At 44.6% G+C, this 25818-nt stretch carries 31 protein-coding genes; 13 read left to right on the forward strand and 18 right to left on the reverse strand.

What is annotated here, in order from left to right; translation table 11 throughout:
- Positions 1-204: 204 nt before the first annotated feature.
- Both ssb and CP943_RS19950 read right to left on the reverse strand, forming a co-directional pair.
- Positions 205-552, reverse strand: coding sequence for a single-stranded DNA-binding protein (gene ssb / locus CP943_RS19945; RefSeq protein ID WP_025810666.1), 348 nt, complete (start codon positions 550-552; stop codon positions 205-207).
- A gap of 104 nt (positions 553-656) precedes the next feature.
- Positions 657-1028 (reverse strand): hypothetical protein, encoded by a 372-nt coding sequence (locus tag CP943_RS19950; RefSeq protein WP_023857133.1) that lies wholly within the window; start codon positions 1026-1028, stop codon positions 657-659.
- Positions 1029-1209: 181 nt separating this feature from the next.
- Between CP943_RS19950 and CP943_RS19955 the strand changes: the two genes are divergently transcribed.
- Entirely contained in the window at positions 1210-1623 is a 414-nt protein-coding gene (locus tag CP943_RS19955; protein WP_020453206.1) for a YwpF-like family protein, read from the forward strand.
- A gap of 39 nt (positions 1624-1662) precedes the next feature.
- Here the strand turns inward: CP943_RS19955 and mscL are convergent, their stop codons facing one another.
- The 6 genes from mscL to spoIIID form a co-directional block, all read right to left on the reverse strand.
- Positions 1663-2043: a large conductance mechanosensitive channel protein MscL gene (gene mscL, locus CP943_RS19960; RefSeq protein ID WP_023857132.1), complete on the reverse strand. Its 381-nt coding sequence runs from the start codon at positions 2041-2043 to the stop codon at positions 1663-1665.
- Between the two features lie 70 nt (positions 2044-2113).
- Entirely contained in the window at positions 2114-2548 is a 435-nt protein-coding gene (gene fabZ, locus CP943_RS19965) for a 3-hydroxyacyl-ACP dehydratase FabZ (RefSeq protein WP_003185902.1), read from the reverse strand.
- A 181-nt stretch (positions 2549-2729) separates the two neighbouring features.
- Complete coding sequence (locus tag CP943_RS19970) at positions 2730-3557, reverse strand: flagellar hook-basal body protein (RefSeq protein ID WP_023857130.1); 828 nt, start codon at positions 3555-3557, stop codon at positions 2730-2732.
- Positions 3558-3600: 43 nt separating this feature from the next.
- Positions 3601-4440 (reverse strand): flagellar hook-basal body protein, encoded by an 840-nt coding sequence (locus tag CP943_RS19975; RefSeq protein ID WP_095291470.1) that lies wholly within the window; start codon positions 4438-4440, stop codon positions 3601-3603.
- A 206-nt stretch (positions 4441-4646) separates the two neighbouring features.
- Positions 4647-5648, reverse strand: coding sequence for a cell shape-determining protein Mbl (gene mbl, locus CP943_RS19980; protein ID WP_003185909.1), 1002 nt, complete (start codon positions 5646-5648; stop codon positions 4647-4649).
- Positions 5649-5833: 185 nt separating this feature from the next.
- On the reverse strand, positions 5834-6109 hold the full coding sequence (gene spoIIID / locus CP943_RS19985; RefSeq protein ID WP_003185911.1) for a sporulation transcriptional regulator SpoIIID: 276 nt from the start codon (positions 6107-6109) through the stop codon (positions 5834-5836).
- Positions 6110-6445: 336 nt separating this feature from the next.
- On the opposite strand from spoIIID, the gene CP943_RS19995 reads away from it, so the two are divergent.
- The 3 genes from CP943_RS19995 (at position 6446) to CP943_RS20005 (ending at position 8799) form a co-directional block, all read left to right on the forward strand.
- Positions 6446-6874 (forward strand): MarR family winged helix-turn-helix transcriptional regulator, encoded by a 429-nt coding sequence (locus tag CP943_RS19995; RefSeq protein WP_023857128.1) that lies wholly within the window; start codon positions 6446-6448, stop codon positions 6872-6874.
- 3 nt (positions 6875-6877) lie between these two features.
- The gene (locus CP943_RS20000) at positions 6878-8071 is read left to right on the forward strand and encodes an MFS transporter (protein ID WP_035337863.1); all 1194 of its coding nucleotides are present in this window, start codon (positions 6878-6880) and stop codon (positions 8069-8071) included.
- Positions 8072-8220: 149 nt separating this feature from the next.
- Complete coding sequence (locus tag CP943_RS20005; protein WP_023857126.1) at positions 8221-8799, forward strand: undecaprenyl-diphosphatase; 579 nt, start codon at positions 8221-8223, stop codon at positions 8797-8799.
- A 46-nt stretch (positions 8800-8845) separates the two neighbouring features.
- Here CP943_RS20005 and CP943_RS20010 read toward each other — a convergent pair whose 3' ends face one another.
- Positions 8846-9775, reverse strand: a complete 930-nt coding sequence (locus CP943_RS20010) for a manganese-dependent inorganic pyrophosphatase (protein WP_025810664.1) — start codon at positions 9773-9775, stop codon at positions 8846-8848.
- Between the two features lie 130 nt (positions 9776-9905).
- Positions 9906-10727, reverse strand: a complete 822-nt coding sequence (locus tag CP943_RS20015) for a manganese catalase (RefSeq protein ID WP_079289447.1) — start codon at positions 10725-10727, stop codon at positions 9906-9908.
- A gap of 129 nt (positions 10728-10856) precedes the next feature.
- On the opposite strand from CP943_RS20015, the gene CP943_RS20020 reads away from it, so the two are divergent.
- The 3 genes from CP943_RS20020 to CP943_RS20030 all read left to right on the forward strand — a co-directional run bounded on the left by CP943_RS20020 (position 10857) and on the right by CP943_RS20030 (position 13245).
- Complete coding sequence (locus CP943_RS20020) at positions 10857-11585, forward strand: YqjF family protein (protein ID WP_079289446.1); 729 nt, start codon at positions 10857-10859, stop codon at positions 11583-11585.
- Between the two features lie 118 nt (positions 11586-11703).
- Positions 11704-12219: a TetR/AcrR family transcriptional regulator gene (locus tag CP943_RS20025; RefSeq protein WP_035400336.1), complete on the forward strand. Its 516-nt coding sequence runs from the start codon at positions 11704-11706 to the stop codon at positions 12217-12219.
- A 78-nt stretch (positions 12220-12297) separates the two neighbouring features.
- Positions 12298-13245, forward strand: coding sequence for an NAD(P)H-binding protein (locus tag CP943_RS20030; protein WP_075212906.1), 948 nt, complete (start codon positions 12298-12300; stop codon positions 13243-13245).
- An 81-nt stretch (positions 13246-13326) separates the two neighbouring features.
- Here the strand turns inward: CP943_RS20030 and CP943_RS20035 are convergent, their stop codons facing one another.
- Entirely contained in the window at positions 13327-13734 is a 408-nt protein-coding gene (locus tag CP943_RS20035) for a CBS domain-containing protein (protein WP_023857120.1), read from the reverse strand.
- A gap of 62 nt (positions 13735-13796) precedes the next feature.
- Complete coding sequence (locus CP943_RS20040; RefSeq protein WP_075212905.1) at positions 13797-14753, reverse strand: magnesium transporter CorA family protein; 957 nt, start codon at positions 14751-14753, stop codon at positions 13797-13799.
- 160 nt (positions 14754-14913) lie between these two features.
- Here CP943_RS20040 and CP943_RS20045 point away from each other — a divergent pair, with 160 nt between their 5' ends.
- From CP943_RS20045 to CP943_RS20060, 4 genes are all read left to right on the forward strand, one after another.
- Positions 14914-16212 (forward strand): hemolysin family protein, encoded by a 1299-nt coding sequence (locus tag CP943_RS20045; RefSeq protein ID WP_023857118.1) that lies wholly within the window; start codon positions 14914-14916, stop codon positions 16210-16212.
- A 148-nt stretch (positions 16213-16360) separates the two neighbouring features.
- Positions 16361-17572 (forward strand): ammonium transporter, encoded by a 1212-nt coding sequence (locus CP943_RS20050; RefSeq protein ID WP_023857117.1) that lies wholly within the window; start codon positions 16361-16363, stop codon positions 17570-17572.
- Positions 17573-17591: 19 nt separating this feature from the next.
- The gene (locus CP943_RS20055; RefSeq protein WP_003185936.1) at positions 17592-17942 is read left to right on the forward strand and encodes a P-II family nitrogen regulator; all 351 of its coding nucleotides are present in this window, start codon (positions 17592-17594) and stop codon (positions 17940-17942) included.
- A 222-nt stretch (positions 17943-18164) separates the two neighbouring features.
- The gene (locus CP943_RS20060; protein ID WP_103749405.1) at positions 18165-18548 is read left to right on the forward strand and encodes a hypothetical protein; all 384 of its coding nucleotides are present in this window, start codon (positions 18165-18167) and stop codon (positions 18546-18548) included.
- Positions 18549-19026: 478 nt separating this feature from the next.
- Here CP943_RS20060 and CP943_RS20065 read toward each other — a convergent pair whose 3' ends face one another.
- The 3 genes from CP943_RS20065 to CP943_RS20075 all read right to left on the reverse strand — a co-directional run bounded on the left by CP943_RS20065 (position 19027) and on the right by CP943_RS20075 (position 21229).
- Positions 19027-19599, reverse strand: a complete 573-nt coding sequence (locus CP943_RS20065; RefSeq protein WP_105981266.1) for an ATP-dependent Clp protease proteolytic subunit — start codon at positions 19597-19599, stop codon at positions 19027-19029.
- 13 nt (positions 19600-19612) lie between these two features.
- Positions 19613-20218 carry an RNA polymerase sigma factor gene (locus CP943_RS20070; RefSeq protein WP_020453224.1) on the reverse strand — a complete coding sequence of 202 codons (606 nt, stop codon included), beginning with the start codon at positions 20216-20218 and terminating at the stop codon, positions 19613-19615.
- 135 nt (positions 20219-20353) lie between these two features.
- On the reverse strand, positions 20354-21229 hold the full coding sequence (locus CP943_RS20075) for a stage II sporulation protein SpoIIQ (RefSeq protein ID WP_023857113.1): 876 nt from the start codon (positions 21227-21229) through the stop codon (positions 20354-20356).
- A gap of 193 nt (positions 21230-21422) precedes the next feature.
- Between CP943_RS20075 and CP943_RS20080 the strand changes: the two genes are divergently transcribed.
- On the forward strand, positions 21423-21920 hold the full coding sequence (locus CP943_RS20080) for a GNAT family N-acetyltransferase (protein ID WP_020453226.1): 498 nt from the start codon (positions 21423-21425) through the stop codon (positions 21918-21920).
- 50 nt (positions 21921-21970) lie between these two features.
- Here CP943_RS20080 and CP943_RS20085 read toward each other — a convergent pair whose 3' ends face one another.
- Positions 21971-22414, reverse strand: a complete 444-nt coding sequence (locus tag CP943_RS20085) for a YwnF family protein (RefSeq protein ID WP_025810657.1) — start codon at positions 22412-22414, stop codon at positions 21971-21973.
- Between the two features lie 247 nt (positions 22415-22661).
- Between CP943_RS20085 and cls the strand changes: the two genes are divergently transcribed.
- On the forward strand, positions 22662-24110 hold the full coding sequence (cls, locus tag CP943_RS20090) for a cardiolipin synthase (RefSeq protein WP_025810656.1): 1449 nt from the start codon (positions 22662-22664) through the stop codon (positions 24108-24110).
- 52 nt (positions 24111-24162) lie between these two features.
- Here the strand turns inward: cls and CP943_RS20095 are convergent, their stop codons facing one another.
- Both CP943_RS20095 and CP943_RS20100 read right to left on the reverse strand, forming a co-directional pair.
- Positions 24163-25596 (reverse strand): MDR family MFS transporter, encoded by a 1434-nt coding sequence (locus CP943_RS20095; RefSeq protein ID WP_105981267.1) that lies wholly within the window; start codon positions 25594-25596, stop codon positions 24163-24165.
- Positions 25593-25817, reverse strand: a complete 225-nt coding sequence (locus tag CP943_RS20100; protein WP_095323618.1) for an MbtH family protein — start codon at positions 25815-25817, stop codon at positions 25593-25595. Before CP943_RS20100 ends, CP943_RS20095 begins: the two co-directional genes overlap by 4 nt.
- Position 25818: the final 1 nt, after the last annotated feature.

Genomic DNA, 25818 nt, shown 5'->3' on the forward strand with positions numbered 1-25818 from the left:
TGCACATTTGTGCAAGTATTAGTCATTTGTTGTTGTATTCGCTTACATTATACATTCGGAATTTTTGGACGTCAATTTAAATTTGTCTATTTTTTGTCTAAAATAAAAAAACCGGTCATTGAAAACCGGCCATAAAGGGGGATAAAAAAGGGGATATTGATTGATTTTTTTTAAGAAAGGCGTTTATAGAAGGAATCTTGCGGTTTAAGCATCCGCCGGCTCATGGGCTTTTCGGCTTTCTCCCAAAAATCTGACTGATCGGGCGACAACTTCTGTAATAAAGACGCGTTCGCCTTCTGAATTGACGTATTGGCGAGTCTGGATTCTTCCGCTCAGCCCGATGATGGAGCCTTTTTCGCAATATTCGGCTGTATTCACGGCAGTTTTGCGCCACAGGGTGCAATTGACAAAGTCCGCTTCAATTTCGCCTGCTGCATTTTTGAAAGGCCTGCTGACAGCCAGCGTCACATTTGCAACAGGGACACCGTCAGATGTGTACCGAAGTTCGGGATCTTTTGTCAAACGCCCGACCAGCATGATCTCATTAAACATTTCGTGCCTCCCTTCCTGTTCGGGTATCCCCAGTTTATAAGAGATCGGTATTTAAGGAAAATCATCATAAAAGAAAAATAACCTGGAAAAAACCCGGGTTCGCGTCATAATTTTTGTTTCTTTCTGCCATTAATTAAAAAAATCATCTCATTGTTATTTGAGAAATACGTATTTTTCAGAAACTGAAAAAAAACAGGAGATGCCAGCCACCGCTCTGAGTATACGCGGACATATGAGCCCCCGTCCCAAGCATACAAACGGAATGACAACTCTTTCTGTTTAATCGTTACTTGAAATTCGTATATTTCCATTCTGTCTTTTGTTTCATAGCGAAACACGATGCCTTCATTGGCATACGTGCTGATCTCGTGCTTTTTGTTTCCGGCTGAAAAGCAAATCATAGGCATATATTGACGGCAGTCAGCAGCTGGATTGCTTGCGATCACAAATACTTCTTTTAAGAAAAAATGGTTCATAAGTCACCTCCTGCTCAATATCACCTAAAGTATAAATAAAAATAAAGCATTATAAAATACTTTTTGCAAAATTTAAAATACGAATATGCTCCTATTGCATAAACAAACCAGGGTCAAGAGTTCTTCCAAGCGAATGTGCTATAATGGTTATACAACTATGGAAGCTTGTGAGGTGATACTAGTGAAAACCTTTAGGCTTATTGATTTAAAAATTGTCCGCCAGGATGAAACTTCAAAGCGGCTCGAGGAGTTCCCGCTGATCGACGGCCTTATCATTAATAAAGAAGACGGAGAAAACCACTGGATGGTTGAGGGGCTGGTTTCGAAAGAGTACCGGTATTTTTTCGAATACCTCCTTCAGGAAGGCAAAGAAGTGAAAACATATGTAACGATCACGAAAAAAAGCAACCGCCCCGCACAGCTGTTAGCGAAGGTCAAAAAGATCACGGTACTAGGCGAGCATGTTTCCGTCTTATTGGACGGCAAAATGGTCAGCTCAAAGCTGAGGAAAGGCTCCGACAAGATCTTGGAAGATTTAATGAAAGAAGGATATTCCGGAGACCGGCTTCTTGAAGCATTTAAACAAAATATATAGAAAAGGCTGTCTTCGCCGGACAGCCTTTTCGCTATAGCTCTAAGAGCGTTTCGTCTGCTCTTTTAACAAATCCCGTATTTCCTTAAGCAATTCTTCCTGCGGATCAGGAGCAGCTTTTTCTTCTTCGGCATCCTTCTTCTTCAGCTTAGAGATATAACGGATAAATAGAAAAATGGAAAACGAAATAATAAAGAAATTGACGATCGACTGAATGAACAGCCCGTATTTAATGTCGGCATCAACAAATGTGAACGACAGCGCTGAAAAATCCAGGCCTCCTAGCAGAAGACCGAGGAGCGGCATCATTAAATCATTGACAAGCGAAGTCACGATTTTTCCAAAGGCGCCTCCTATGATAACCCCGATTGCAAGATCGATTACATTTCCACGAATCGCAAAGCTTTTAAATTCTTTCCACATGAATGATCACCTTTTCTCTTTTATGATAAAAAAACAAAATGGGCTTTTACGGAAACCCATTCTGTTTGCGTTATTCCTGTTTTTCGCCAAGAGAAAACATCAATTCGGCTTCACACACCACTTCTCCATCCACTTTCGCGACTCCTTTTCCTTTGCCGATGGAACCGCGGAAACGAAGCACTTCAAGCTCAAGATGGAGCTGATCGCCCGGTTTGACCTGCTTTTTGAAGCGGCAGCTGTCGATTCCCGCAAAAAACGCGAGCCTTCCGCGGTTTTCTTCCTTCATCAAAAGCGCCACGGCACCCACTTGCGCAAGCGCTTCAACAATCAAAACGCCAGGCATCACCGGATAATCCGGAAAGTGTCCGTTAAAGAATTCTTCATTTACTGTCACATTTTTATAACCCGCTGCCCGTTTTCCTTCCTCTACTTCTGTCACACGGTCTACCAGCAGAAAGGGATAGCGGTGGGGAATGATTTCTTTAATTTGCTGAGCATCAAGCATTGCCTTGACATCTCCTTTTTCTAAAAATATGTATAGAATGATATGTCAGTGCCTTATTCTGTACATCTGGAAGTATATTATGAAACGGAATCTTTTTCAACAAAAGATGAAAGACAACGCTGAAAATGAAAATAAAAAGAGCCTGAACCAAACGTCGTTTGGCCGGCTCCTATTTGCTTTGCTAGCGAACTGAATTGATCAGCCCCATCATTTGATCGCCCATCGTGATGGCGCGGGAATTCATTTGATAAGACCGCTGCGAAGAGATCAGGTCGGTCATTTCCTTCGATACATCGACATTTGATGATTCGAGGAATCCCTGTTTTAGAGAAATGTCCTGCCGCCCGGCTCCGTTCAGATTGATGAGAGCCGTTGCTCTCAATTCATCGCTGACAGAAAAAAGATTGCTTCCTTCTTCCGTAAGAGCCTGAGGTTTGACAGCCCGGACGATTCCCAGGTTAAAACGCAATGGCGCTTCACCTTGATTGTCTGACGAAACGGTGACACTTCCCGAATCGTCAACTTTGATGTGTTTATAACGCTGGTTGAAACGGATGGGATTTCCGTTTTCGTCAAGAACAGCATGCCCTTCTTTCGTCACCAGCTGCATCTGGTTGGCGTTGCCAGCCGCAGGCGTCAGGTAAAATGCTCCGTCTCTTGTATATTGCACTTCCCCGTCGACATTGACCTGGAAGTACTGATAAGGAGAAGTCAGTGCGATATCAAGATCGCGGCCAGTTTCTTTAAGGCTTCCCTGTTTATGTGTCAGCCGATCGGTCATCACGGCTCCGACGCCGAGCCGAAGTCCGGGCGGCGTCTTTCTGCTTGCCGCTACTTCATTATTTTTCTCGTTTACCTGTTCAATCTGCTGCCTGATCAGCTCCGAAAAGCTCGTGTTTTTCGCCTTATATCCCGTTGTATCGGTATTTGCAAGATTATGGCTGATATTATCAATTTGTTTTTGCAGTTCAAACATTGTGTTTGAAGCCGTGATCATGGATCTAAGCATCGTTTTTCCACATCCTCCATTTACGCTGATCGCGATCGGTCATTTATCCGATCCTTCCAATCTCATTGGCCGCCTTTTCCATGCTTTTATCATAAGCTTGAAGAACTTTTTGGTTGGCTTCAAACGAGCGGTAGGCAGCGGTCATTTCCGTATAAGCTCTCGTCACGTCGACATTCGACCGTTCCGTCATCCCCTGCTTGACAGAATAAGCGACTGCGGGATTGCCGACTGCGCTTGGCAGCGCCTCACCGTTTTCAGTACGATACAGATCATCGCCTTCTCTTGCTAAATTTCTCGTATCGAGCGCGATTCTGACATCGATCCTTCCAAGGTTTTGGCCGTTTTCAGTCACCGTTCCGTCCTCAGCGACTTGAAAATTCTCGCTTCCCACCGTAATCGGCTGGTTTTCCGTTGAAAGGACGAGTCGGCCGTTTATTGTCAATTGATTATTTTCATTTAAAGAAAAACGGCTGCTTCTTGAATAGCGTACATCCCCATTTTCAAGCCGGACCGCGTAGAAAAGCGCTGCTTTATCGTTTGTTTCCCCGTTGACCGGAACTTCGGTTTCGCTGATTGCAATATCCGTCGGCTCATTCGTGCTTTGCAGATCCCCTTGCGAGAATTGAGGCTTCAGTTCCTGCATGTAAACTCCTGTATTGATAGAACCGATCGGCGTCTGTGTTGAAAACGAACGCGAAGCGCTGCCGGCCTTGACAGAATCGGATTCAATCCGGCTCAAAAGCATTTCCGGGAAAGAACGGATTGACCCTTGGTCTTCTTTATATCCCGGCGTATTTGCGTTCGCGATATTATTCGTCAGCATCTCTGTGCGGCGCTGCTGGGTGATCATTGCAGAAGTCGCTGTATAAAGTCCTTTTAACATCATTTCACCTCAAATAAGTGTCATGCTCCAGAGTTTCTCATCGAAAAACCTCTTTTGCGAAAGGCTTGCAATTTATATTTGCTAATACAGAACATTTGTTCTATAATGGTATTCAAACATACTACTCTTTTTATCGGCAGCCATTCGCTTCCTTTAAAGCATTTCACATAAAAAACCTCATTCTAAAAAAAGAATGAGGTTTCTGATCAGCTCAGTTTGCGCTTAGGAAGCTTGTCCATGTTATCAAGCATGACACCCGTACCAACTGCCACACAATCCATCGGATTTTCGGCAACGAGAACCGGCACTTTCAGTTCTTCGGCAAGAAGCTGGTCAAGACCGTTTAACAACGCGCCGCCTCCTGTAATGATAACGCCTCTGTCGATAATATCGGCTGACAGCTCAGGCGGCGTTCTTTCGAGTACCTGCTTGGCAGCCTGTACAATGACAGATACAGATTCGCGCAGCGCTTCTTCCACCTCTTTGCTCGTTACCGTAATGGTTCTCGGCAATCCTGTGACCATATCGCGGCCGCGGATGGAAATTTCCTCGTGACGTGCGTCTGGGAAAACAGTTGCGACTTTAATCTTAATGTCTTCGGCTGTCCGTTCGCCTATGAGCAGCTTGTACTCACGTTTGATGTAGTTCAAGATTTCAAGATCAAACTTGTCCCCAGCCATTTTAATAGAAGAGGCGGTGACAATATCGCCCATTGAGATGACTGCGATATCTGTCGTTCCACCGCCGATATCAACTACCATGTTTCCGCTTGGCTGGAAAATATCCATTCCCGCTCCGATTGCGGCCACCTTAGGTTCTTCCTCCAAATATACATGCTTTCCGCCGCTTTTCTCGGCAGCTTCTCTGATAGCCTTCTGCTCCACAGAAGTAATATTTGTAGGGCAGCAAATCAGCATGCGCGGCTTTGAAAAAAGACCTTTCACATTCAGCTTGTTAATGAAATGCTTCAGCATGGCTTCCGTTACTTCAAAATCGGCAATGACGCCGTCTTTTAATGGACGTATCGCAACAATATTCCCAGGTGTACGTCCTACCATTCTCCTTGCTTCTTCACCGACAGCGAGCACTTTCCCATTGTTTTTGTCAAGAGCAACGACTGATGGTTCATTTAAGACAATACCTTTTCCTTTGACATGGATCAGCACATTCGCTGTACCAAGGTCAATACCAATATCCCTTGCAAACATCTATCTATATCCTCCTCGAAATCTGTTTCACAGCAATGTCCACATTCTGCCCTAATTATATATTTTATCATAAATATTAGAAAAAAAAGAGAGCTTATTAAAGTTCTTCATAAAATTTTTGTGGCTTTTTACGGAGGATACCGGGAAATTCTGATAAACGGTGCTCGTTTCTGAGCCATTATTCCTTATTGCACGGGTTCTCTTTCAAAGATTTCCTCTTTCTTATATTTTAGTTTTGTCGCTTCTCCGCCCCGCAAATGTCTGATTGATTTATGATAATCAAGAATTTCTTTTACTTCATTGGCCAGGTCAGGATTAATTTCAGGCAGCCTTTCTGTCAAATCCTTGTGAACGGTACTTTTGGAAACACCAAACTCCTTCGCTATCACACGAACTGTTTTTTTCGTCTCCACGATGTACTTCCCTATCTTGATTGTTCGCTCTTTGATGTAATCGTGCACACCACTCGACCTCCCTAAAATGGATGTGAGAAGTGTGAAATGAGATCCGTCTTGTGAAAAAATTCGCTATTTACGCAGCTTCTTCGTTTTATGCTTTTCCAAGTAGAATTTTGAAATACTCCCACGATCCCTCACCTCAAACACTCTCTTTGTTAGGTTTGTATCAGTGTATTAGCATTCAAATGGGATTATGCTAAAAACTCAAGGAGGACAAGGGGTTTCTCTGATAATTTTATTTCGGGTTTCAAAAATTTTAACTTTACACTAATCTTGGCTTCCGGTAAAATGAATAAAGTTTATTATTTACCTAGGTAACTATTTTGAAGGAGTCCGGGAATGGAACATATCAATCGAAAGATTATTCACCAGCTCAATCAAAGCACGCGGATGGTTGCTAAAAAAACGAATGAACAGCTCGAAGCATACGGCCTTTACGGTTCACAGTGGTCGATCCTATACTGTCTTCACACCTGCGGACCGATGACGCAAAAAGACATTTGGACTTACTTGCACGTTGAGGCGCCGACTGTGACGAGAACCGTCAGCCGCCTCGAAAAAAACGGCTGGGTAGAACGGATACAGGGCGATGACAAACGGGAAAAAGTCGTCAAAATGACAGAAGAAGCCAAAATTAAATATGATGACATTCAATTAAAAATGCAAGAATTTGAAGAGGAAATGCTTTCCGTATTTGAAGAACGGGATAAAAAAACATTTCAAAGGCTGTTAAATCAATTATTAGAAGGACATCAGGAGGAGTTGTAGCCTATGAAGCAAACTGAACCCATTTGGACCAGGGATTTTATCATGGTCGTTTTGATTAATTTATTTATATTCGTCTATTTTTACGCACTGTTGACCGTGCTTCCGGTCTATGCAATGCAGGAGCTCGGCGGTTCCGAGTCAGAGGGCGGCCTTTTGATCAGCGGCTTTATGCTGTCCGCGATTTTTGCGAGGCCGTTTTCGGGAGCCGTTATTGAACGTTTTGGCAAAAAAAGAATGGCGCTCATCAGTGTCGTGCTGTTTACTTTAGCATCATTTCTTTATATCTATATTCACGATATCTACCTGCTGCTTGGTATTCGCTTTTTCCAAGGCATTTGGTTCAGCATCATCACGACAGTGACGAGTGCAATTGCAGCCGATTTAATTCCGCCGGCCCGCCGCGGGGAAGGTTTGGGCTACTTTGCCATGTCGATGAATTTGGCGGTGGTCATCGGTCCGTTTATCGCGTTGAACCTGCTGGATAAAATGAGTTTTTCCGATCTGTTTATTTTATTTTCAGGAATCGTCACTGTGGCCATCCTTTGCACGGCACTGGTCAGGATTCCTAAAGGAAGCGACATCCGTTCGGCTGTGTTCAGGTTGTCTTTTTCCAACATGTTTGAAAAGGGCGCGATTCGGATTGCCACGGTCGGATTGTTCGTGTCGTTTTGTTATTCAAGCGTCATTTCCTTCATCTCTGTTTATGCAAAATCTCTCGGCCTTATTGAAGCAAGCAGCTATTTCTTTATGGTGTTCGCAGTGACAATGATGATCACGCGGCCGTTTACGGGAAAACTGTATGATAAAGTCGGCCCCGGAGTCGTCATTTATCCGTCCATTATCATTTTTTGCGCCGGGCTTTTCCTGCTTGCTTTCACAAACAGCAGCGGGATGCTCTTGCTATCCGGAGCTGTCATCGGCATGGGCTACGGATCTATCACGCCGTGCCTTCAGACCTTGGCGATTCAAGCTTCGCCGCCTCACCGGAGCGGCTATGCAACGGCGACTTATTTTACGCTGTTTGATACCGGGATCGCAGTCGGATCCTATGTTTTCGGGTTGGTTGTGGCACAAGCCGGTTTTTCAAACATCTATTTATTCTCAGGCGTTTTTGTGCTCATCAATCTGTTTCTGTATACATGGAGCCAAAAACCCGCACTCGCAAAGGAAAAGCGGGATATATCAATGGCTGAATAAGCCGTTCAACCTCGCCGGGCCGGGATTACCCGGCTTTTTTCATGCCGGCTGATACAGTCCGATCTGTCATTTAATGAAACTTTTGCAAAATCAAATACGTCTCCTAACTGTCTGACCAAAAACTACTACTCTATTAAAAAGGTGATTTTTTGAACTATTGGCTTTTTACACGTATTCATCAATTATCAAACCACAACCACATCCTGGACAGCGCTATGATTTTGATTACAGAAAAAGCAATTTACATGTATGCGCTCATTTTGCTTTTGATCTGGATCTTCGGAAACCGTTCTTATAAAATAAGCGTTCTTCAGGCAGGTGTGACGGGTATTCTCGGATTGGCGGCAAATTATTTGCTGTCATTGGTTTACTATGAGCCGAGACCGTTTGTCGCTCACCATGTGGACGTATTAATTCATCATGCGGCCGACGCCTCGTTTCCCAGCGATCATACAACCGGGGCGTTAGCCATTTCGATCGCTTTTTGGCTTTATCATCGGAAAATTGGAACCTGCCTGATTGCTTTCGGGTTGTTGACGGGCTTTTCCCGTATTTGGGTCGGACACCACTACCCTGTTGACGTTTTAGGCAGCATTTTGGTCGCTTTATTTGTATCACTCGTTATATTTAGATTCTCAGCGTATGTGCAGCCGCTTTTTGAACGTATCATCTCACTCTACGAATCGATCTTGCGGAAATTGCGGAAAGCCGTATCCAGAACGGCATAAGAAAACACCCGAATCTCATGATTCGGGTGTTTTTCATTTCCTTTCCTTAACCTTTTAAGGCTTCGGTTAACGGCGGAACAATTTGTTTTTTGCGGGATACAACGCCTTTCAGTGTTGCTGTGTTGTCTGACAATGTGACATTGAACGCTTTCTCCACTGCTTGTGCAGCTTGTCCTGAAGCGACGACAACCGAGTCGTTTGTTAAAATGTCGGTTACGACAAACACAAATAAATCCAATCCTTTTTCAGACACCACTTTTGCAAGTTCTGCTTCAACTTCTGCTTTGCGGGAGAGAACGTCGTTTGTATCAACAGTGTTAACTTGCGCGATCTCCACTTTATGGCTTCCCATCGTAAACTCTTTTGCGTCAAGAGAGAGAAGCTGAGGAATCGTTTTTGCGCTCAAATCTGCTCCAGCCTTCAGCATATCGAGTCCATAGCTGTCGGCATCAACACCGGCAATCGCAGCCAATTCTTTTGCAGCTTTGACGTCTTCGTCCGTGCAAGTCGGAGATTTGAATAAGAGGGAATCTGAGATGATCGCCGACAGCATCAATCCTGCGATATCTTTTTTAATTTCGACGCCGTTTTCTTTATAGAGCTTGTTTAAGATCGTTGCCGTGCAGCCTACAGGCTCTGCGCGATAATACAGAGGATCGCTCGTTTCAAAATTGGCGATCCGGTGGTGATCGATGACTTCAAGCACGCGAACTTGATCAAGGTCATCGACGCTCTGCTGGCGCTCATTATGGTCAACCAGAATCACGCTGTCAGTTTCATTCGCAACAGTGTTCACAAGGCGGGGTACTTCTGCATTGAATTTCTCAAGCGCGAATTCGGTTTCGCCGTTGATTTCGCCGAGGCGGACGGGTTCTGCGTCCATGCCGAGCTCCTTTTTTAATTCGGCATATGCAATCGCTGAACAAATCGTATCCGTATCCGGATTTTTGTGGCCAAAAATAAGTACTTTACTCATGATATAACTCCTTACTGTTGTTTTTATAGTAAGCTTACCTGACAATAAAAAAATCTGCAAATCTGTCACTTATTTTAATATTTACGGAGTGTTTTGTCATTTTAAAAAATAAAAAAAGAGCCGTTCGGCTCTATTCTCCATAGTCAGGTGTATTGTGGCTTCGTTTTGGAGCGGGCTTCAAGACCGTTTTTTCTCCATATGCGACAGGGCCGCTCTCGTAGTGGAATTCCGCTCCGTCCGGCGCCTTCCCTTTCAGCCAATCAAACTGCGCGCTTTCTTCTCCATCCGAGAAATTGTATAAAGTATGCGCAATGTCTTCTTTTTCATTTTCATCCGAAACCGTGCCGGGCACGATGACGCCTTCTTTTTCTTCCAACTCTTTGATTGCGGCGATCCACTGGTTTTGGTGCATCGTGTCTCTCGCTAAAAGAAAACCGAGCATATCTTGTACACCATTGTCATCCGTCATTTCGCGCAGCCGCGCGACTTGCAGCCTGCCTTGCGATTCAGCGTTGACATTTGCGCGCAGATCGGCCAGAAGGTTGCCGCTCGCTACAATATAGCCTGCATTCCACGGAACGCCGGTGCTGTTTTCAGGCATGGCTCCCAGTCCCGAAACGATCGCATGGTGAGGGTTCATTCCGCCCATAATTGCACCGATGACAGGATCGTCTGCGGCTTTTTCCTGCTCGTAAACCGGTGCGTCTTCAAGCAGGCGCGCGATCATCGTCGCAATCATTTCGACGTGTCCGATTTCTTCTGCCGCCGTATCCATGAGCAAATCTTTATACTTTTCATTTCCCCTTGTATTCCACCCTTGAAAAAGGTATTGCATGGCCACAGATATTTCTCCGTACTGACCGCCGAGTATTTCCTGCATTTTCTTGGCGAAGACAGGATTGGGTCTTTCAGGTTTTGCAGGGTACTGCAGCACTTTCGTATGCTTGAACAAATCACATCACTCCTCCGTTTTTTGTATCCTCGTTTTTGAATTAACCGTAAAGGGAAATGATAAAACCGTACAACAGGCTCGGGATGTGTTGCAGACGGGTCAACATTCGAATCGAAGGAGTGCTGTTCTATGATTAAAAATACTTCACACCGCCCTTTTCCGCCGCCTGAAGGACCGTGGGTGATGACGCAAACATGGAATCATGTATTATTTGCCCATTGGGCTGTTGATTCTGAAGCCATTCGCGGACGAATACCGGCGGCCTTGGAACTGGAGACATTCAATGGAAAAGCATGGATCGGCATTTTGCCTTTCCTGCTGACAAATATGCGCCCCCGTTTTTTGCCCCCCTTTCCTTTCGTCAGCAGATTTCCCGAGCTGAACGTCCGGACATATGTATCATATAAAGGCATACCGGGCATTTATTTTTTCAGTCTTGACGCCGCTTCGCGCTTAGCCGTCGCCGGCGCGCGCGCAATGTTCCACTTGCCTTATTTTCACGCCGGGATAAACTTTGTAAAAGAAAAAAACCATATTGAATTTTCCAGCAGAAGGGATGATTCAAAAGCGGCCTTCCGCGCCAGCTACCGCCCGCTGTCAGATTCCTTTACCGCCCAAAAAGGGTCCATCGAATACTGGCTGACTGAAAGATACCGCCTGTACACCACGTACAACAACCGGGTCTACTATGAAGACATCCATCATTCTCCATGGACGCTGCAGCGGGCCGAAGCCGAAATCCGACAAAACACGGTGCCCGGAGCAAGCGGTCTCATATTGCCTGATACCGCTCCGCTTCTCCATTACGCCAAACGGCAGCACGTCTTATTTTGGCCTTTGCAGCGGGACCGGGGATGAAAACTGTTGCACCAATAGATACATGTTTTAAAAATTACGTGCTTGAATCTTGAATCGAAATCTGTTACGATCTCAGTAAGTAATCAATCAATAACAAAATGAAGGGAGGCGGCATATCATAAGACAGAGTAAGGAAAACCGAAAGGAGCAAATACTTGAAGCTGGATTAGAAGTGTTTGCAGAAAAGGGATATTATAATACCACGACAGCACTCATTGCTGAAAAAGCCGGTATTTCCCAGCCCTATATATTTAGGTTTTATAAGACGAAGGAAGAGTTGTTCGTTGCCGCGCTCGATCGGGCCTTTGAAAGAATCCTCCAAACGTTTCAAAATGTCGAATCCAGCTCCGAACAGATCGTAGCAAACATGATCAAAGCATATGAAGAGTTGTCTGTATCACACCCTAATGAAATAGCCTTACAGGTCATCGGACTATCCGTTACGGAGGAATCGATCAGAAATTGTTCAAAAACGGGCTTATCACGTATTAGAAACTATACGCTGGAAAGGTTCCAGGAAGCGAATGTTCCGAATGCAGAGAGGGAAGTTACGACTTTCCTGGCAAGAGGGATACTTTGCAACATTTCCTATTTCTTGGATTTGCCGGAGATCATGCACGGCCAAACAGAATAAAATAACCGATTTGTTTCGGTTTTTTATTTAAGCATTAGTTATTGATTGATTAATAACTTACCCAAGGGGGAATTTTCAATGGAAAAAGCAATTGTTTTAGGCGCAACAGGTGGAACAGGTCAAGTCATAGTTTCAGAATTGCTGTCAAGAAATATTCCGGTTATCGCTTTCGGCCGTTCTGAAAATAAACTAAAGAATCTCATAAAAGAACATCATTCAACACCGCTATTAACATATCAGCTTGGCGATGTCTTTGATGCACAGACCATCAGTGAAGCAGCGAAGGATGCAGATGTGATATTTCAATGCGCCAATGTTCAATATCATGAAATGGCAGATAAACTCCTGCTTCTCGGTGAAAGTGTAATGAAGGCTGCAAATATTTCAGGCAAGAAAATCGTGATTGTGGATGGAATATATGTTTACGGCCGACAAATTGCCAAAGGAGACGAAAATCATCCGAAACTGCCCCATACAAAAAAAGGAAAGCTAAGAGTAGACTTTGAAAACTTAATATTCGATAAGAAATGGAAAAATGCCAAACCATTAATCGTCAGACTGCCCGACTATTATGGAAAAACTTCGCAAAATTCTTATTTACAGCCTACATTAACCGGAATGGCAGCAAATAAAATAGCTGTTTTTATCGGCAATCTAAAAACCCCCCGGGAGTACGTATATTTGCCTGATGCCGCAAAAATGATTGTGGAAATCGCAAGTAAAGACGATTCTTACGGTGAAAACTGGAACATTCCCGGCGCCGGACTGATTTCAGGTAAAGAAATCATAAAAATCGCACGCCAAATTACCGGAAATAATAAATTAGTAATACCATTAAATAAACTTGCCATTCGTATAAGCGGATTATTTGATCCAGTAATGAAAGAAGTAGTAGAAATCATGTACTTAACTGAAGAAACATTCATTCTCAACGGGGAAAAATATGAAAAGAGAATAGGAAAAATTCCCGCTACACCTTATCAAGAAGGGCTGAAAGAAACATTGAAATGCTTAATGAAAACTTAAGCTGAATTTTAGTTATTGATCAATCACTAAATATTGCACTATAAAAAAGGAAGAGCTGAAAACGCTCTTCCTTCAACCTGTTTAAGCCGGTTTTGAAATTTCGCTTAAAGCTTCTCCCGCTTTCTCATCCGCATGTGAGACGGAGAGATCCCCCAAAGCAACGATTCCGACAAGACGGCCATCTTCAACAATCGGCAGCCTGCGAATTTGGTGTTCCGCCATCAGATCACCAGCCTCTTCAGCAGACATATCCGGGCGCCCTGTCACCATCTGTGTGCTCATGATATCCCGAGCAGCCGCATCTGTTTCATTTTCAGCTACACATCTGATAACAATATCCCGGTCTGAAACGATCCCCGTCAATTTTCCGTTCTCGCAGACCGGAATTGAACCTACATTGTAATCACGCATCTTACCGGCAATTTCCGCAATCGGGGCAGAAGGCTCGCAGCATTCAGCATTGGTTGTCATGATGTCCTTCAGTTTCATTCGGAATTCCTCCTTTATGATGGGGTTATTATGTGCTTTTCCGATATAACACGGGCTTAAACCTATTTAAAAGAGCCCTTCCTTTTCATATATCGTTTTTTATCCTTCAATAAATCGCCGGTCCACCCTTTCTTCCTCAAATACCAGTACACAAGAACGGTCGAAACGGCAATTAAAATAAGCGAAAATAAATAGCCGTACTTCAATGAGAGTTCAGGCATGACTTCGAAGTTCATTCCCCACAGGGCGCCGAAAGCCGTCATCGGCGTAAAGATCGTCGTGAAAATCGTCAGCGCTTTAAAGATTTCATTGCCTCTGTGGGATGTCACCACTTCTTCGGAATGGAGCAAATAATTGATTTCATTCGCGTACTCTTTGATCAATGACATGCCTCTGTCGATTTCGTAAAACGTCCTGCGCTGTTCGATTTCATCAAACGATTTGCTTAAAAAAGTTTCTTTAAGGCCCATTGCTACCTTTTTCATCGATAAAATTAAACTTCTTATGACGAGCAGTTCGTGACGCCGTTTATGAATCAGTTCAATGATGCTTTTATTGTTGTCATGGTGAAATCCCCATCTTACTTTTCCAAGGTGAACTTCAAAGTGCTCAAGTTCCTTTAAATACATTCTCATTAGTTCGCCCAGCAGAATCAGAAACACTTCTGGGGCGTCTTTGCATCGCTTTAAGTGTTGATCGATCGGCCTTCTGTTTGCCTCTTCAAATTGCGAGATATCTAAATTCATTGTGAAAAAATAGTCTTTCGTTAAGTAAAAATGAAATGCTGTCCGATTTTGTTGAACTTCCGCTTCCTGATCGTAAATATATGAACCGTAGATCGCTTCCTTGCCTTGAACGGCAGCATTGATATCAATGCAATTGATATTGGCCGATGGAACGCCTTGAAACCAGTTTCGGCATTCCGGCCAATGATCGGGCTGGATCAGCCCTTGTGCTGTCGCTTTTTCGTGAGGGCCGAGCTGATACCATGTCCAGCCCTCTCCCTGAAAAACTCTCATATTTCGTCTCCTCCTCTTCCGGCCCATTCGTTTTATATTTCTTTGCCCGCCCTCCGCGTAAATAAACATCATGTTTGCCGCGCTGCGGCACGTGGTATGAAGCCAGTATGAGTTTTTCATAGAAAAGGAGGTGGCGCCTTCTTTTTGAGAAGGCGGGGCATTGGAATTACTGAAGCTGATTGCAGTGGCAGGATTAATCGCATTAACGGGCTTTTTCGTCGCGGTCGAATTCGCCATCGTCAAAGTAAGGAGGACAAAGATCGACCAATTGATCATTCAGAAAAAAAAGGGCGCGCTTGCCGCAAAAGAAGTGACCTCACACCTTGACGAATACTTGTCAGCCTGCCAGCTTGGAATCACCGTGACGGCATTGGGCCTCGGCTGGCTTGGTGAACCGACGATGCAGACCTTGCTGCATCCCCTTTTTTCCAAAATCGGCTTGAACGAGTCGATGACACATATTCTTTCATTTTTGGCCGCTTTTTTATCGGTCACTTATCTCAATGTTGTGATCGGAGAGCTGGCGCCAAAAACGATCGCCATTCAAAAAGCGGAAACCGTTACTCTGCTTTTTGCACAGCCGATGATCTGGTTTTACAGAATCATGTTTCCTTTTATATGGCTGCTCAATCATTCAGCCCGCATGATCACAAGTCTGTTCGGCCTGAAGCCGACCGGTGAACACGAATTGGCGTATTCGGAGGAAGAGCTGCGAACACTTTTATCTGAAAGCTATCAAAGCGGGGAAATCAACCAGAATGAATTGAGATATGTAAACAACATTTTTAAATTCGACGAACGTACGGCAAAAGAAATTATGGTGCCCCGCAATGAAATGACCGTCCTGTCTCTTGACGACAGTGTAAAAAAAGTGAAGCAGCTCATCAAAGAAACAAAGCACACCCGCTTCCCCGTCATGGAGGAAGACAAGGATCACATCAGCGGAATGATCAATATAAAAGAACTGCTGCTGGCTGAGCTTGCAGGCGGGTTTTCTTTAGAAACAAAACCGTTAAAGCCATATATCCATCCGGTTATCCATGTGATTGAAACGATTCCCGTCTACCAGCTGTTCGTCAAAATGCAAAAAGAGCATACACATATGGCGATTCTCGTAGATGAGTATGGCGGAACATCCGGCCTTGTGACGGTTGAGGATATCGTCGAGGAAATCGTCGGCGATATTCGCGATGAATTCGATACTGAAGAAGTATCGGCTGTTCAGAAACTGGAAGATGACCATTACATCCTCAGCGGTAAAGTACTGGTCAGCGATGTAAACGACCTGCTCGGAATTCATTTATCAGATGAGGAGATTGATACAATCGGCGGCTGGATGCTGACGCAGAATATTGAGAGCAAGCCCGGAACGGCGATCGAAAGTGAAGGATTCCGTTTCAAAGTAAAAGATATGGACGGACATCGAATCGTTGCAGTTGAGGTTGAAAAAACCGATTAATCCCCCTTTCAGCCTCTCCCTGTCCACTTTTCTTCCTAAAAACCATGTGAGGAAATCTGACATGTTCATCATGATATCTCCCTTTTGTCACTATAATGAAAGAAAAAGAGATCTGCTCTCAATCTAAATGACTACGGAGGAATGAAACATGCAGATGGGGGATACAGTATTTATGTTCTTTTGCGCTTTGCTCGTATGGCTGATGACGCCGGGCATCGCTTTATTTTACGGAGGACTTGTCAGGAGCAAAAATGTGCTCAGCACCGTTATGCACAGCTTATCTTCAATCGCCATCGTTTCCATCATATGGATTTTGTTCGGCTATTCGCTCGCTTTCGCTCCCGGAAACCCATTGATCGGGGGTTTGGATTGGATCGGACTGCAAGGTATCGGATTTGAACCCAATGCCGATTATTCGGAGACGATCCCGCATACGCTTTATATGATGTTCCAATTGACATTTGCCGTACTGACGACTGCGATTATTTCCGGAAGCTTTGCGGAGCGAATGCGCTTTCCGGCCTTTATTCTTTTTTCGGTGCTCTGGGCGGTTTTCGTTTACTCGCCGGTCGCCCACTGGGTATGGGGTGGAGGCTGGCTTGACGAGCTGGGAGCGATCGATTTTGCCGGCGGCAACGTCGTTCACATCTCTTCCGGTGTAGCCGGCCTGGTTGTTGCGATTGTTCTCGGCAAGCGGAAAAATATCAGCGATACCGCCCCTCACAACCTCCTTCTGACTTTGCTCGGGGCGACTTTGATCTGGTTCGGATGGTTCGGGTTCAACGTCGGAAGCGCCCTGACGATCGATGAAGTTGCCATGACCGCTTTTATCAACACGAATACGGCTGCGGCTGCGGGGCTGATCGGCTGGATTTTGGCAGAATGGCTGATCAATAAAAAGCCAACGATGCTCGGCGCCGTCTCGGGAGCAATCGCGGGACTTGTCGCGATTACACCGGGCGCAGGCTTTGTTACGCCTTTCTCATCCGTATGGATCGGGCTCATCGGTGGAATCGTCTGTTTCTGGGGTGTGTTTTCGCTGAAGAAAAAATTCGGCTACGATGATGCGCTCGATGCCTTCGGACTTCACGGGCTCGGCGGAACATGGGGCGGAATTGCGACGGGCTTGTTCGCGACGACATCAGTCAACGCAGACGGAGCAAACGGGCTTTTTTACGGAGACATCAGTCTCCTTTGGAAACAGTTGATTGCGATTGCCGCAACATATTTGTTTGTCGCAATCGTCACATACGCTATTATTAAGATAGTCAGTATCTTCTTTAAACTCCGTGCCTCAGAGGATGAAGAATCATTGGGCCTCGATCTGACGCTGCACGGCGAAAAAGCGTATCAAGATTAATTTGTGGAGGAGTGATGGTATGAGCGGTCAAATGTATAAGGTGGAAATTGTAACTCGTCCTACAAACTTTGAAAAGCTGAAAACGGAGCTGGCCAAAATCGGGGTAACGTCCATTACGTTTTACAATGTACACGGATGCGGCCTGCAAAAAGGGCATACAGAGCTTTACCGCGGGGTCAAACGCGAAAGCAATGTATATGAAAGGTTAAAAGTCGAAATCGTCGTCAGCAAAGTGCCTGTCGAAAAGGTGGCCGAGACGGCGCAAAACGTCCTGAAAACCGGGGAACCCGGTGACGGCAAGATCTTCATATACGAAATTAAAAACACCATCAACATCCGCACAGGCGAGGAAGGTCCTGACGCTTTATAAAAAGATCGAAGCTCCCGGCTGAAGTTAAGCCGGGAGCTTTTTTTGCATATGAAATTTTATTTTTCTCCATTTAAAAGCAACAGTTTCCTCATATAAGATAATATAACCTTAGCAAGATAAGTTATTGTTAATGTATAATTTCCCCTTATTTTGTTGTTTTTTTAAAAAATATCTATTAATATAGGAAATGGTTTCTAATTAAACAAAGAAAGGAAGTCTTAAATGAAAAGAATTGTAATGACTTTGTTCACAACTACTCTCTTAGTTTTTGTATTTTTCACCGGAAGTTCAGATGCTTTTGCCATGACTTCAAAAGGAGCAATTAAGTTTCAGACAGATGCTAATACATATTCAAAACGTGCTACTTCAATTGTTGTGACAGGCACTCTTGATAGATTAAACAATGGTGCTGGAGTTTATCTTGTAAATAAGGCAGGCAAAACAGTCAAATACGCATCTGTTGATTGTTGTAATAAACGCAGTTTTAGAGTAAGCTTTTCAACAAAAAGTATTCCTGCAGGCAAATATGATGTGATAGTAACAACAAATTGGGGAACTCGAAACTATATTGGAGAACTAAAACACTATATTACTGTACAACATTAAATTTATAGTATTACAATAGAGGTTACCGCTGGGTTCCTATAGAATTTTCAAAAACACATTTTTATGGTGAATCTTTAAACGGTGCCTCTTTTAGTCTTCAGACTTTCTGCGACACACCCTCTTTATTTTTCAATTTTCCAATAAGATAATAGTCCATTTTAATTACACAATTCTTAGACGGCGATTTACGTGAGCACAAATTCTATTCATTATAATCTTAGATAAGCTCACAAACAGAAACTAGAATGACACCTAACAGCTAATCAAATACTTGTCTTTAGTATGATCAACTTTGGGATTAAGATAATGCCTGGCTGCTATTACATAATATAAAATTCCTCATTTATATTAAATGAAAATACCTTAAACAATGAGGAATTTTTATATTATTACCTGCCATAATTATTAAGGAACACATCCCTACTTGTTAAAAACGAGAATCCTTAATATATATTTCTAAGGTTCTTTTCTTAAAGTTTTACAAAACGGCATCAATAATCCCGTATGCCTTCGCTTCGTCCGCATCCATAAAATAATCACGTTCCATGTCGGCTTTTAGTTTTTCAATGGGCTGGCCCGTTCGTTCGTGAAAAAAGTGCTCGATTTTTTCCCTCAGTTTGATGATCCGCTTCGCTGAAATCTCCATGTCTGTCGCCTGTCCTTTGACGCCGCCGAGCGGCTGATGGATCATGATTTCGCTGTTTTTGAGCGCATACCGTTTGCCTTTTGTTCCGCCGGCGAGAAGAATCGCTCCCATGGAAGCTGCCATTCCGACGCAGATCGTGCGGACATCCGGCTTCACATAGTCCATCGTATCCAAAATCGCATATCCCGCGGAAGTTGATCCGCCCGGGCTGTTGATATAGATCGAAATGTCTTTTTCATTGTCTTCGGCTGACAAAAACAGCAACTGGGCGGTGACCCGATTGGCGAGGTCATCGTTGAATTCAGAGCCGATCATAATGATCCGGTCTTTTAAAAGTCTGGAAAAAATATCGTACGATCTTTCACCGGCAGCCGTTTTCTCAATGACGTAAGGTATGGTGTTCATAGCCTTTTTCCTCCTAGGCAGCACACCTCATCATGCTGATGCAGGACGGCTGTGAAGCGCCGAAAAGCCATGTCTGTTTGGCAAATTCGAGCAGAGCATCGGGGTTGTGATACAATATCGCCCGAACAAGCAGGTCAATGTGTTCGTCATCCCGGTCCGCCGCTTCCCTTTGCAGAACATCCGGAGAAAGCCTTTTTAATCGCTGACGCGATCTGAATAAAAGCGATTTGACGGATGATTCGGGCTTACCGAGCGACTCGGCGATTTCGTGCAGCTGAAAGGAAAACACATCTTTGAGCAGAAAAATCGTTAATTGCTTCGGCGTTAAAATACCGGAAAGCTGTTTCAGCAGGTGCTCGAAGTCATCGGCCGCCTTCATGCGCTCTGCCCTCCCGTCTTCCAGATTGTCTTCAGACAGAAAGATTTCGCGTTTCCTTTTTCTGAGCAGGTCAATCCATTTATGCTTTGCCACCGTCTTTTGATAAGCATGTGAGGCGTCTGTTCGATTGATTTCGATTAACTTCAGGATGGTATCCTGGACTAAATCCTCGGCATCCCATTTATCACCTGTCATTCTCATGCAATACTTCATCAGCGCTTGCTGTTCTAGCTCATTCATGAATGCATTCACACTCCTTAAAAGAGGCCTCTTACTTAATAAACGGCTGGCTCTGCAAATTTGATACGGGTTTTTTATGATTGTAACAAAAAAGGCGCCTATCGTATTTGATAGGCGCTCTGAGGGAAGCGTGCCTTATGACTGGCTTGAATCGTCAGACTGGGTTCCGTCTTGATTTTCTGACCCTTCAGACGAATCTTCCCGTTTGGTTTTGTCGTCTTTTCCACCTGTTTGATCTTTCGCTTTGTCTTCTGTTTTTGACTTTTCTTCAACAGAAGGCTGAGCAGGTTCCTTCATTTCAGCCGCTTGTTCCTCCACCGCTTTTTCGATGCTGGAGACCGGCTTGTCCATGAAGTTCAACGGGTTTAGCGCAACACCGTCTTTGCGGATTTCAAAATGCACATGGTTTCCGCCTTCTTCATTGTAAAGGTTTTTGCCTGCTTTTCCGATGACTTGATTTTGTTCAATCTTGTCACCTTGTTTGACGCTTACTTCAGAAAGAGACTGATACACAGTTGATAAACCATTTTCATGTTCAACTTCAACAACGTAGCCCAGTACAGGGTCTTTTGCAGCTTTGATGACCGTACCGCTGAGAGATGCGGAAACATCGAATGTTTTTCCGTCTTTCTCAGCCAAGTCGATACCTTTGCTCATGCTGTACGTGTTATTATAGTTTACAAGTGCTGCTTCTTTCTCTTCTTTAGTTGCGTCAGTTTCAAAGAACTTTTTAACGACAGAAACATTTTCAGAATCAGCAACCGGCATTGCGACATTTTCGACTGGTTTGCCTACTTCTACCGCGTCATCCCGGTTATCATAGGCTGATTTCTTACCATCGTCAGCAAGCTGATCTTTTACATCGTTGTTAGAAGCCGATTGATACCAAAGAACGGCGGTTAATACAACGACGGCACTTGTCAAATAGATGGCCGGAAATACCCAGCGTTTACGAAAAAACTGTTGCAGCTTTGTGATTTTGGAAGTACGATTCTTTTCTTCCTCTTTCATTACTCATCACCTCAGCAACATTCTGAACACTTTTCAGAAAATATATACATTTACAAAAAACTTTTTTTCAAGTTAGTCTGCACCGGCTGCTTCGTTTTTATGTAAAAACCGCCCTAAAACCTGAAATTTCACCAATGTGCATGATAACGGGAAAAACGCCGAAGATATAACATATGAAGAAAGGACAGAGAGAATGAAACTACGGATCGCCAATCGGGAAGACCTTCCCGCAGTAGTCGATATTTACAACTCCACCATTGCGTCGCGAATGGTTACGGCAGATACAGAACCCGTCACACCTGAAGAAAGGCTGAACTGGTTTTTGAACCATACCGAGGCAAGGCCTCTTTATATTGTGGAAAATGAACAAGGGGATATCGCCGGCTGGATCAGCTTCGAATCATTTTACGGTAGGCCCGCCTATAACAAAACCGCCGAAGTCAGCATTTACCTTCATGAAGACCACCGCGGCAAAGGGGCGGGTTCAGCGGTGCTTGAAAAAGCGCTTGAAGCTGCGCCAAAGCTTGGAATCCGTTCTTTAATGGCGTTTATTTTTGCCCACAACGAACCGAGCATCAAGCTTTTCAAAAAATACGGCTTTACCGAGTGGGGACACTTTCCCGGAATCGCCGAGATGGATCGAATACGGTACGATTTAAAAATATTAGGAAAAGAATTGAATGAAGCCTGATCATCATGGCACGAAAAAAAGAGCTGTCATGCAGCTCTTTTTTTCTTTCATCATTCAGCCAGCCTGCGCCTTCTGATCTCTTCTTCATTTAAAAATTCCAAAAAGCTTCTCATCACAGTAAACGGCTCTTCTTTGACCGCCTGAACGTAGCGGCTTTTCCGTTCATCGGAAAGCACTTCGCTTGTTTGCATCCGTTCCAATATATATTTCATCACCGATTGCTGAACATTTCTTTTTTGGTAAGACGACTCTCTGAACAGTGCCATGCCGAAAGCTGCTGCTGCGGCAGCGCAGCCGATTTTTATCATTGAATCGGTTCCATAGGATGCCTGCCCCCAAAAAGAAGAAAGATAAACCAATGAAGCAACAAGCAGCGGAATCGCGATAAAAAGAAATATCAGCCTTTTCTTTAAGAACGGCGCCGCCACATGCTTGAGGTTATCCATTTCTTCTTTCATAAAAGCCGGCATTTGATGGAAACGTTCCATATCCATAATCAATCCCTCCCGATTTGGTTAAAGAGGCGTTGTTTCGCTGATTAAATCACGCTTTTTATATGTATATCGTAACTTAGATCCAACATGTTTTACAGTTTTTTGCCTTTCCCCTTTTTATTAGGAACTTTCCGTCCCCCGCCCCGTATAACATGAGATAGTTGCTTGAAAGGGGAGTAACTGTTATAAATGGAATGTATAAAAACAAATCCGTCTTGTGAGGTTCAATATGGATATTATTAAAAATATAAGCATCACATCGATATTTCTCGGCTTTATATTAGTTTTAAACACGCTATTGGCAATCGTTGTGATCTTTAGGGAACGCCGGGATGCAAGCTCCTCCTGGGCCTGGCTCTTGGTACTCTTCTTTATTCCCGTTCTTGGCTTTATCCTCTATTTGCTCTTCGGCCACAATTTGAGCAGGAATCACCTTTTTCAATGGGAAGACCGAAAGAGGATCGGGATGGAAAAAATATTGGAACAGCAGCTGACCAAGCTGAAAAACCGCGAGTTTGAATTTCGCAATAAAGCGACGGCGGACAGCAAAGACTTGATTTATATGCACATTCTGAATAACCACGCCGTTTTCACGGAAGACAATGCGGTCGAGCTGTTAACGGACGGACGCCAGAAATTCGACAGACTGCTTCGCGACATTGAAAACGCCAAAGACCATATACATCTTCAATATTATATTTATAAAGGCGATGAGATCGGAAAAAAGCTGCGGGACGCGCTGATCAAAAAAGCAAAAGAAGGCGTTGAAGTCCGCGTTTTGTATGATGAATTGGGATCAAGAAGCCTCAGGAAAAGCTTTTTCAAAGAGCTGAAAAAGGCGGGAGGATTTGTCGAAGTTTTTTTCCCGTCGCGTTTTAAATTTATCAATTTGCGCATGAATTACCGCAACCACCGCAAGCTCGTCATCATCGACGGCGTCATCGGCTATGTCGGAGGATTTAATGTCGGGGACGAATACCTCGGTCTAAATCCGGCTTTTGGCTATTGGCGGGACACGCATCTCAGAATCAAAGGAACGGCAGTCCATTCGATTCAAACGCGTTTTATCCTGGATTGGAATCAGGCCTCGCACCATCACGATATTACATATATGCCAAACCACTTTCCTGACATCGATTCCAACGGAAACATCGGCATGCAAATCGTCACCAGCGGCCCCGATTCAGAATGGGAGCAGATTAAAAACGGCTATATTAAAATGATATCAACGGCAAAGCGGTCGATTCTTATACAGACGCCTTATTTTATTCCGGACGCAAGCCTGCTCGATGCCCTCAGAATTGCTTGTCTGTCCGGCGTTGACGTGAGAATCATGATTCCTAACAAACCCGACCATCCTTTTGTGTACTGGGCTACCTATTCTTACATCGGCGAACTTTTAAAAGCCGGCGCTTCCGTATTTATTTACGACAACGGATTTATCCATGCGAAAACAATTGTTGTAGATGAAGAAATTTCATCGGTCGGCACGGCAAATATTGATATGCGCAGCTTCAAGCTCAATTTTGAAGTGAATGCTTTTTTATACGATGAGGAAATTTCGAGAAGCCTTGTCCTATCATTTGAAAAAGATCTGCAAGTCTCAAGGGAGCTGACCTATGAGGAATATTTAAACAGAAGCAAATCGATCCGCTTCAAAGAAGCCATTTCGATCCTGCTTTCGCCGATTTTATAGCGCGTCATTCATGCGGTAAAAAAATCCTCCCGGAAACGGGAGGATTTTTGTTTTACTTACCGGAAGCCGCCGCACCTTTGGAAACTGAAGCATGCTTGTCCATTTGACGTTCAGTGTCAGCGTCCTTGAGCTTGAGTGCGATGAAAAATGCTGCCATGAGGAAGCCGGCTGCACCGAGCAAAGCGGTCCGGTAAGCTGATAAATCGGGCTCTATCCCTGCGCCAGGCTGACTGAGCACGGCAAGGACGCACGACATGACGGTAACTCCAAAAGCAGATCCGAGCCGGTTTTGCACATTAAACAGCGTCGTTGCCCGGCCCATTGATGAGGATGAAATGTTGGCAAAACAAACAACCTGCGCCGCGCCAACCGCATGCCCCAGGAAAAAGCCCGCCGAAAACAGCAGCAGCCTGAGAAGCCACAGATTTGACCCGTATCCGGTCAGGCTCAGCAGCCCAAACAATACAGCGGCGCCTAAAAGCGCAACGGAAATGACCCGCCTCGGCCCGAGCTTATCTAACGACCTCGGCATCAGCTGGGAGGCCAGCATCAAGCCTAATGCTTCGGGAAACGTGATCAAAGCGGTATCAGTCGCAGAATAGCCGAGTGCTTCCTGGCACAACAGCGGAAATATATAGAGCATGCCAAGGAGTCCGCCTGCTGTCAAAAGCGAAATGACGCTCATCATTCCAAAAACCCGGTCCTTCAATAAGCGCAGTTCAATCAGCGGATGCTCAGCCCTCAGCTCGACAAAAACGAGAATGGCGAGGAGAATCACTCCCCCGGTTCCTGAAACAAGCACATTCGGAGAGCCGAAGCCCTGCACAGGCCCCTGGCTGAGTGCAAAAACTGCCAACGCCATTCCCGGCCCAGCCAAAAGAAATCCTAGCCAATCAAATCTCCCCGCTTTCGGCTCCATATGTTCATGAAGATATAACAGGCCAAACAGCAGAATGATCATACCGATCGGAATATTAATGTAAAAAATCCAGCGCCATGACAGCTGATCCGTCAGAAACCCGCTGATGATCGGCCCAACCGCAGGCGCGACCGCAATCGGAAGGACGAGAACTCTCGAAATTTTAGCCCGTTCGTGCGGAGGAAACGTCCTGAACAAGATTGCCATTCCCACTGGTGTGATCAATCCGCCGCCGGCTCCCTGGATCACGCGAAATACGTTTAATGCCGCCAGATTGTCAGCAATTCCGCATAATGCGGATGCAGCCGTAAATATGGAAAGCGCGGCAAGGAAAACACGCTTTGTCCCAAAGCGGTCTCCAAACCAGCCGGCTGCGGGAAGAAAGACCGCCAAGCTGACTAAGTATCCGATGTTAATTGTGCCTGCAGCAGACGGCAAAGTTTGAAATTCGTTCATGATGGCGGGCAATGCCATGTTAATGACACTCGCATCCATTGCAGCCATAAACATGGCCGTTACATATACAATGCTGACAACCGTCCTTTGATTGAACGGCCTTCTCTTCATTGCTGACCGCCGTGAATTTCTGCAGCCGGCTTCAAGCTGTTCGGCGAGAGATCGGTCCAATTCGAGCTGATATAGTCAATGCAGGCGCTGCGGCTCGTTTCCCCGCAGACAATCTCCCACCCTGCCGGAATATGAACAAAGGCGGGCCAGAGTGAATACTGGCCTTCCTCATTCATTAAAACAACATATGTGCCCTGTTCATTTTCAAAAGGATTTGTCATC

This window comes from Bacillus paralicheniformis (assembly GCF_002993925.1).
In the GTDB taxonomy this organism is placed as follows: Bacteria; Bacillota; Bacilli; order Bacillales; family Bacillaceae; genus Bacillus; species Bacillus paralicheniformis.

Excerpts from the sequence above, each read along its gene's own strand:
- mbl (WP_003185909.1), bottom strand. The coding sequence starts at position 5,648 with ATGTTTGCAAGGGATATTGGTATTGACCTTGGTACAGCGAATGTGCTG.
- CP943_RS20040 (WP_075212905.1), bottom strand. The coding sequence starts at position 14,753 with ATGAGAGTTTTTCAGGGAGAGGGCTGGACATGGTATCAGCTCGGCCCT.
- CP943_RS20060 (WP_103749405.1), top strand. The coding sequence starts at position 18,165 with ATGAAAAGAATTGTAATGACTTTGTTCACAACTACTCTCTTAGTTTTT.
- ssb (WP_025810666.1), bottom strand. The coding sequence starts at position 552 with ATGTTTAATGAGATCATGCTGGTCGGGCGTTTGACAAAAGATCCCGAA.
- CP943_RS20095 (WP_105981267.1), bottom strand. The coding sequence starts at position 25,596 with ATGAAGAGAAGGCCGTTCAATCAAAGGACGGTTGTCAGCATTGTATAT.
- CP943_RS20065 (WP_105981266.1), bottom strand. The coding sequence starts at position 19,599 with ATGAACACCATACCTTACGTCATTGAGAAAACGGCTGCCGGTGAAAGA.
- CP943_RS20030 (WP_075212906.1), top strand. The coding sequence starts at position 12,298 with ATGGAAAAAGCAATTGTTTTAGGCGCAACAGGTGGAACAGGTCAAGTC.
- CP943_RS19995 (WP_023857128.1), top strand. The coding sequence starts at position 6,446 with ATGGAACATATCAATCGAAAGATTATTCACCAGCTCAATCAAAGCACG.
- CP943_RS20100 (WP_095323618.1), bottom strand. The coding sequence starts at position 25,817 with ATGACAAATCCTTTTGAAAATGAACAGGGCACATATGTTGTTTTAATG.
- CP943_RS20055 (WP_003185936.1), top strand. The coding sequence starts at position 17,592 with ATGAGCGGTCAAATGTATAAGGTGGAAATTGTAACTCGTCCTACAAAC.
- CP943_RS20000 (WP_035337863.1), top strand. The coding sequence starts at position 6,878 with ATGAAGCAAACTGAACCCATTTGGACCAGGGATTTTATCATGGTCGTT.
- fabZ (WP_003185902.1), bottom strand. The coding sequence starts at position 2,548 with ATGCTTGATGCTCAGCAAATTAAAGAAATCATTCCCCACCGCTATCCC.
- CP943_RS19950 (WP_023857133.1), bottom strand. The coding sequence starts at position 1,028 with ATGAACCATTTTTTCTTAAAAGAAGTATTTGTGATCGCAAGCAATCCA.
- CP943_RS19970 (WP_023857130.1), bottom strand. The coding sequence starts at position 3,557 with ATGCTTAGATCCATGATCACGGCTTCAAACACAATGTTTGAACTGCAA.
- CP943_RS20035 (WP_023857120.1), bottom strand. The coding sequence starts at position 13,734 with ATGAAACTGAAGGACATCATGACAACCAATGCTGAATGCTGCGAGCCT.
- CP943_RS20075 (WP_023857113.1), bottom strand. The coding sequence starts at position 21,229 with ATGAAAGAGGAAGAAAAGAATCGTACTTCCAAAATCACAAAGCTGCAA.
- CP943_RS20070 (WP_020453224.1), bottom strand. The coding sequence starts at position 20,218 with ATGAATGAGCTAGAACAGCAAGCGCTGATGAAGTATTGCATGAGAATG.
- mscL (WP_023857132.1), bottom strand. The coding sequence starts at position 2,043 with ATGTGGAAAGAATTTAAAAGCTTTGCGATTCGTGGAAATGTAATCGAT.
- CP943_RS20080 (WP_020453226.1), top strand. The coding sequence starts at position 21,423 with ATGAAACTACGGATCGCCAATCGGGAAGACCTTCCCGCAGTAGTCGAT.
- CP943_RS20085 (WP_025810657.1), bottom strand. The coding sequence starts at position 22,414 with ATGGATATGGAACGTTTCCATCAAATGCCGGCTTTTATGAAAGAAGAA.
- CP943_RS20050 (WP_023857117.1), top strand. The coding sequence starts at position 16,361 with ATGCAGATGGGGGATACAGTATTTATGTTCTTTTGCGCTTTGCTCGTA.
- CP943_RS20010 (WP_025810664.1), bottom strand. The coding sequence starts at position 9,775 with ATGAGTAAAGTACTTATTTTTGGCCACAAAAATCCGGATACGGATACG.
- CP943_RS19975 (WP_095291470.1), bottom strand. The coding sequence starts at position 4,440 with ATGTTAAAAGGACTTTATACAGCGACTTCTGCAATGATCACCCAGCAG.
- CP943_RS20020 (WP_079289446.1), top strand. The coding sequence starts at position 10,857 with ATGATTAAAAATACTTCACACCGCCCTTTTCCGCCGCCTGAAGGACCG.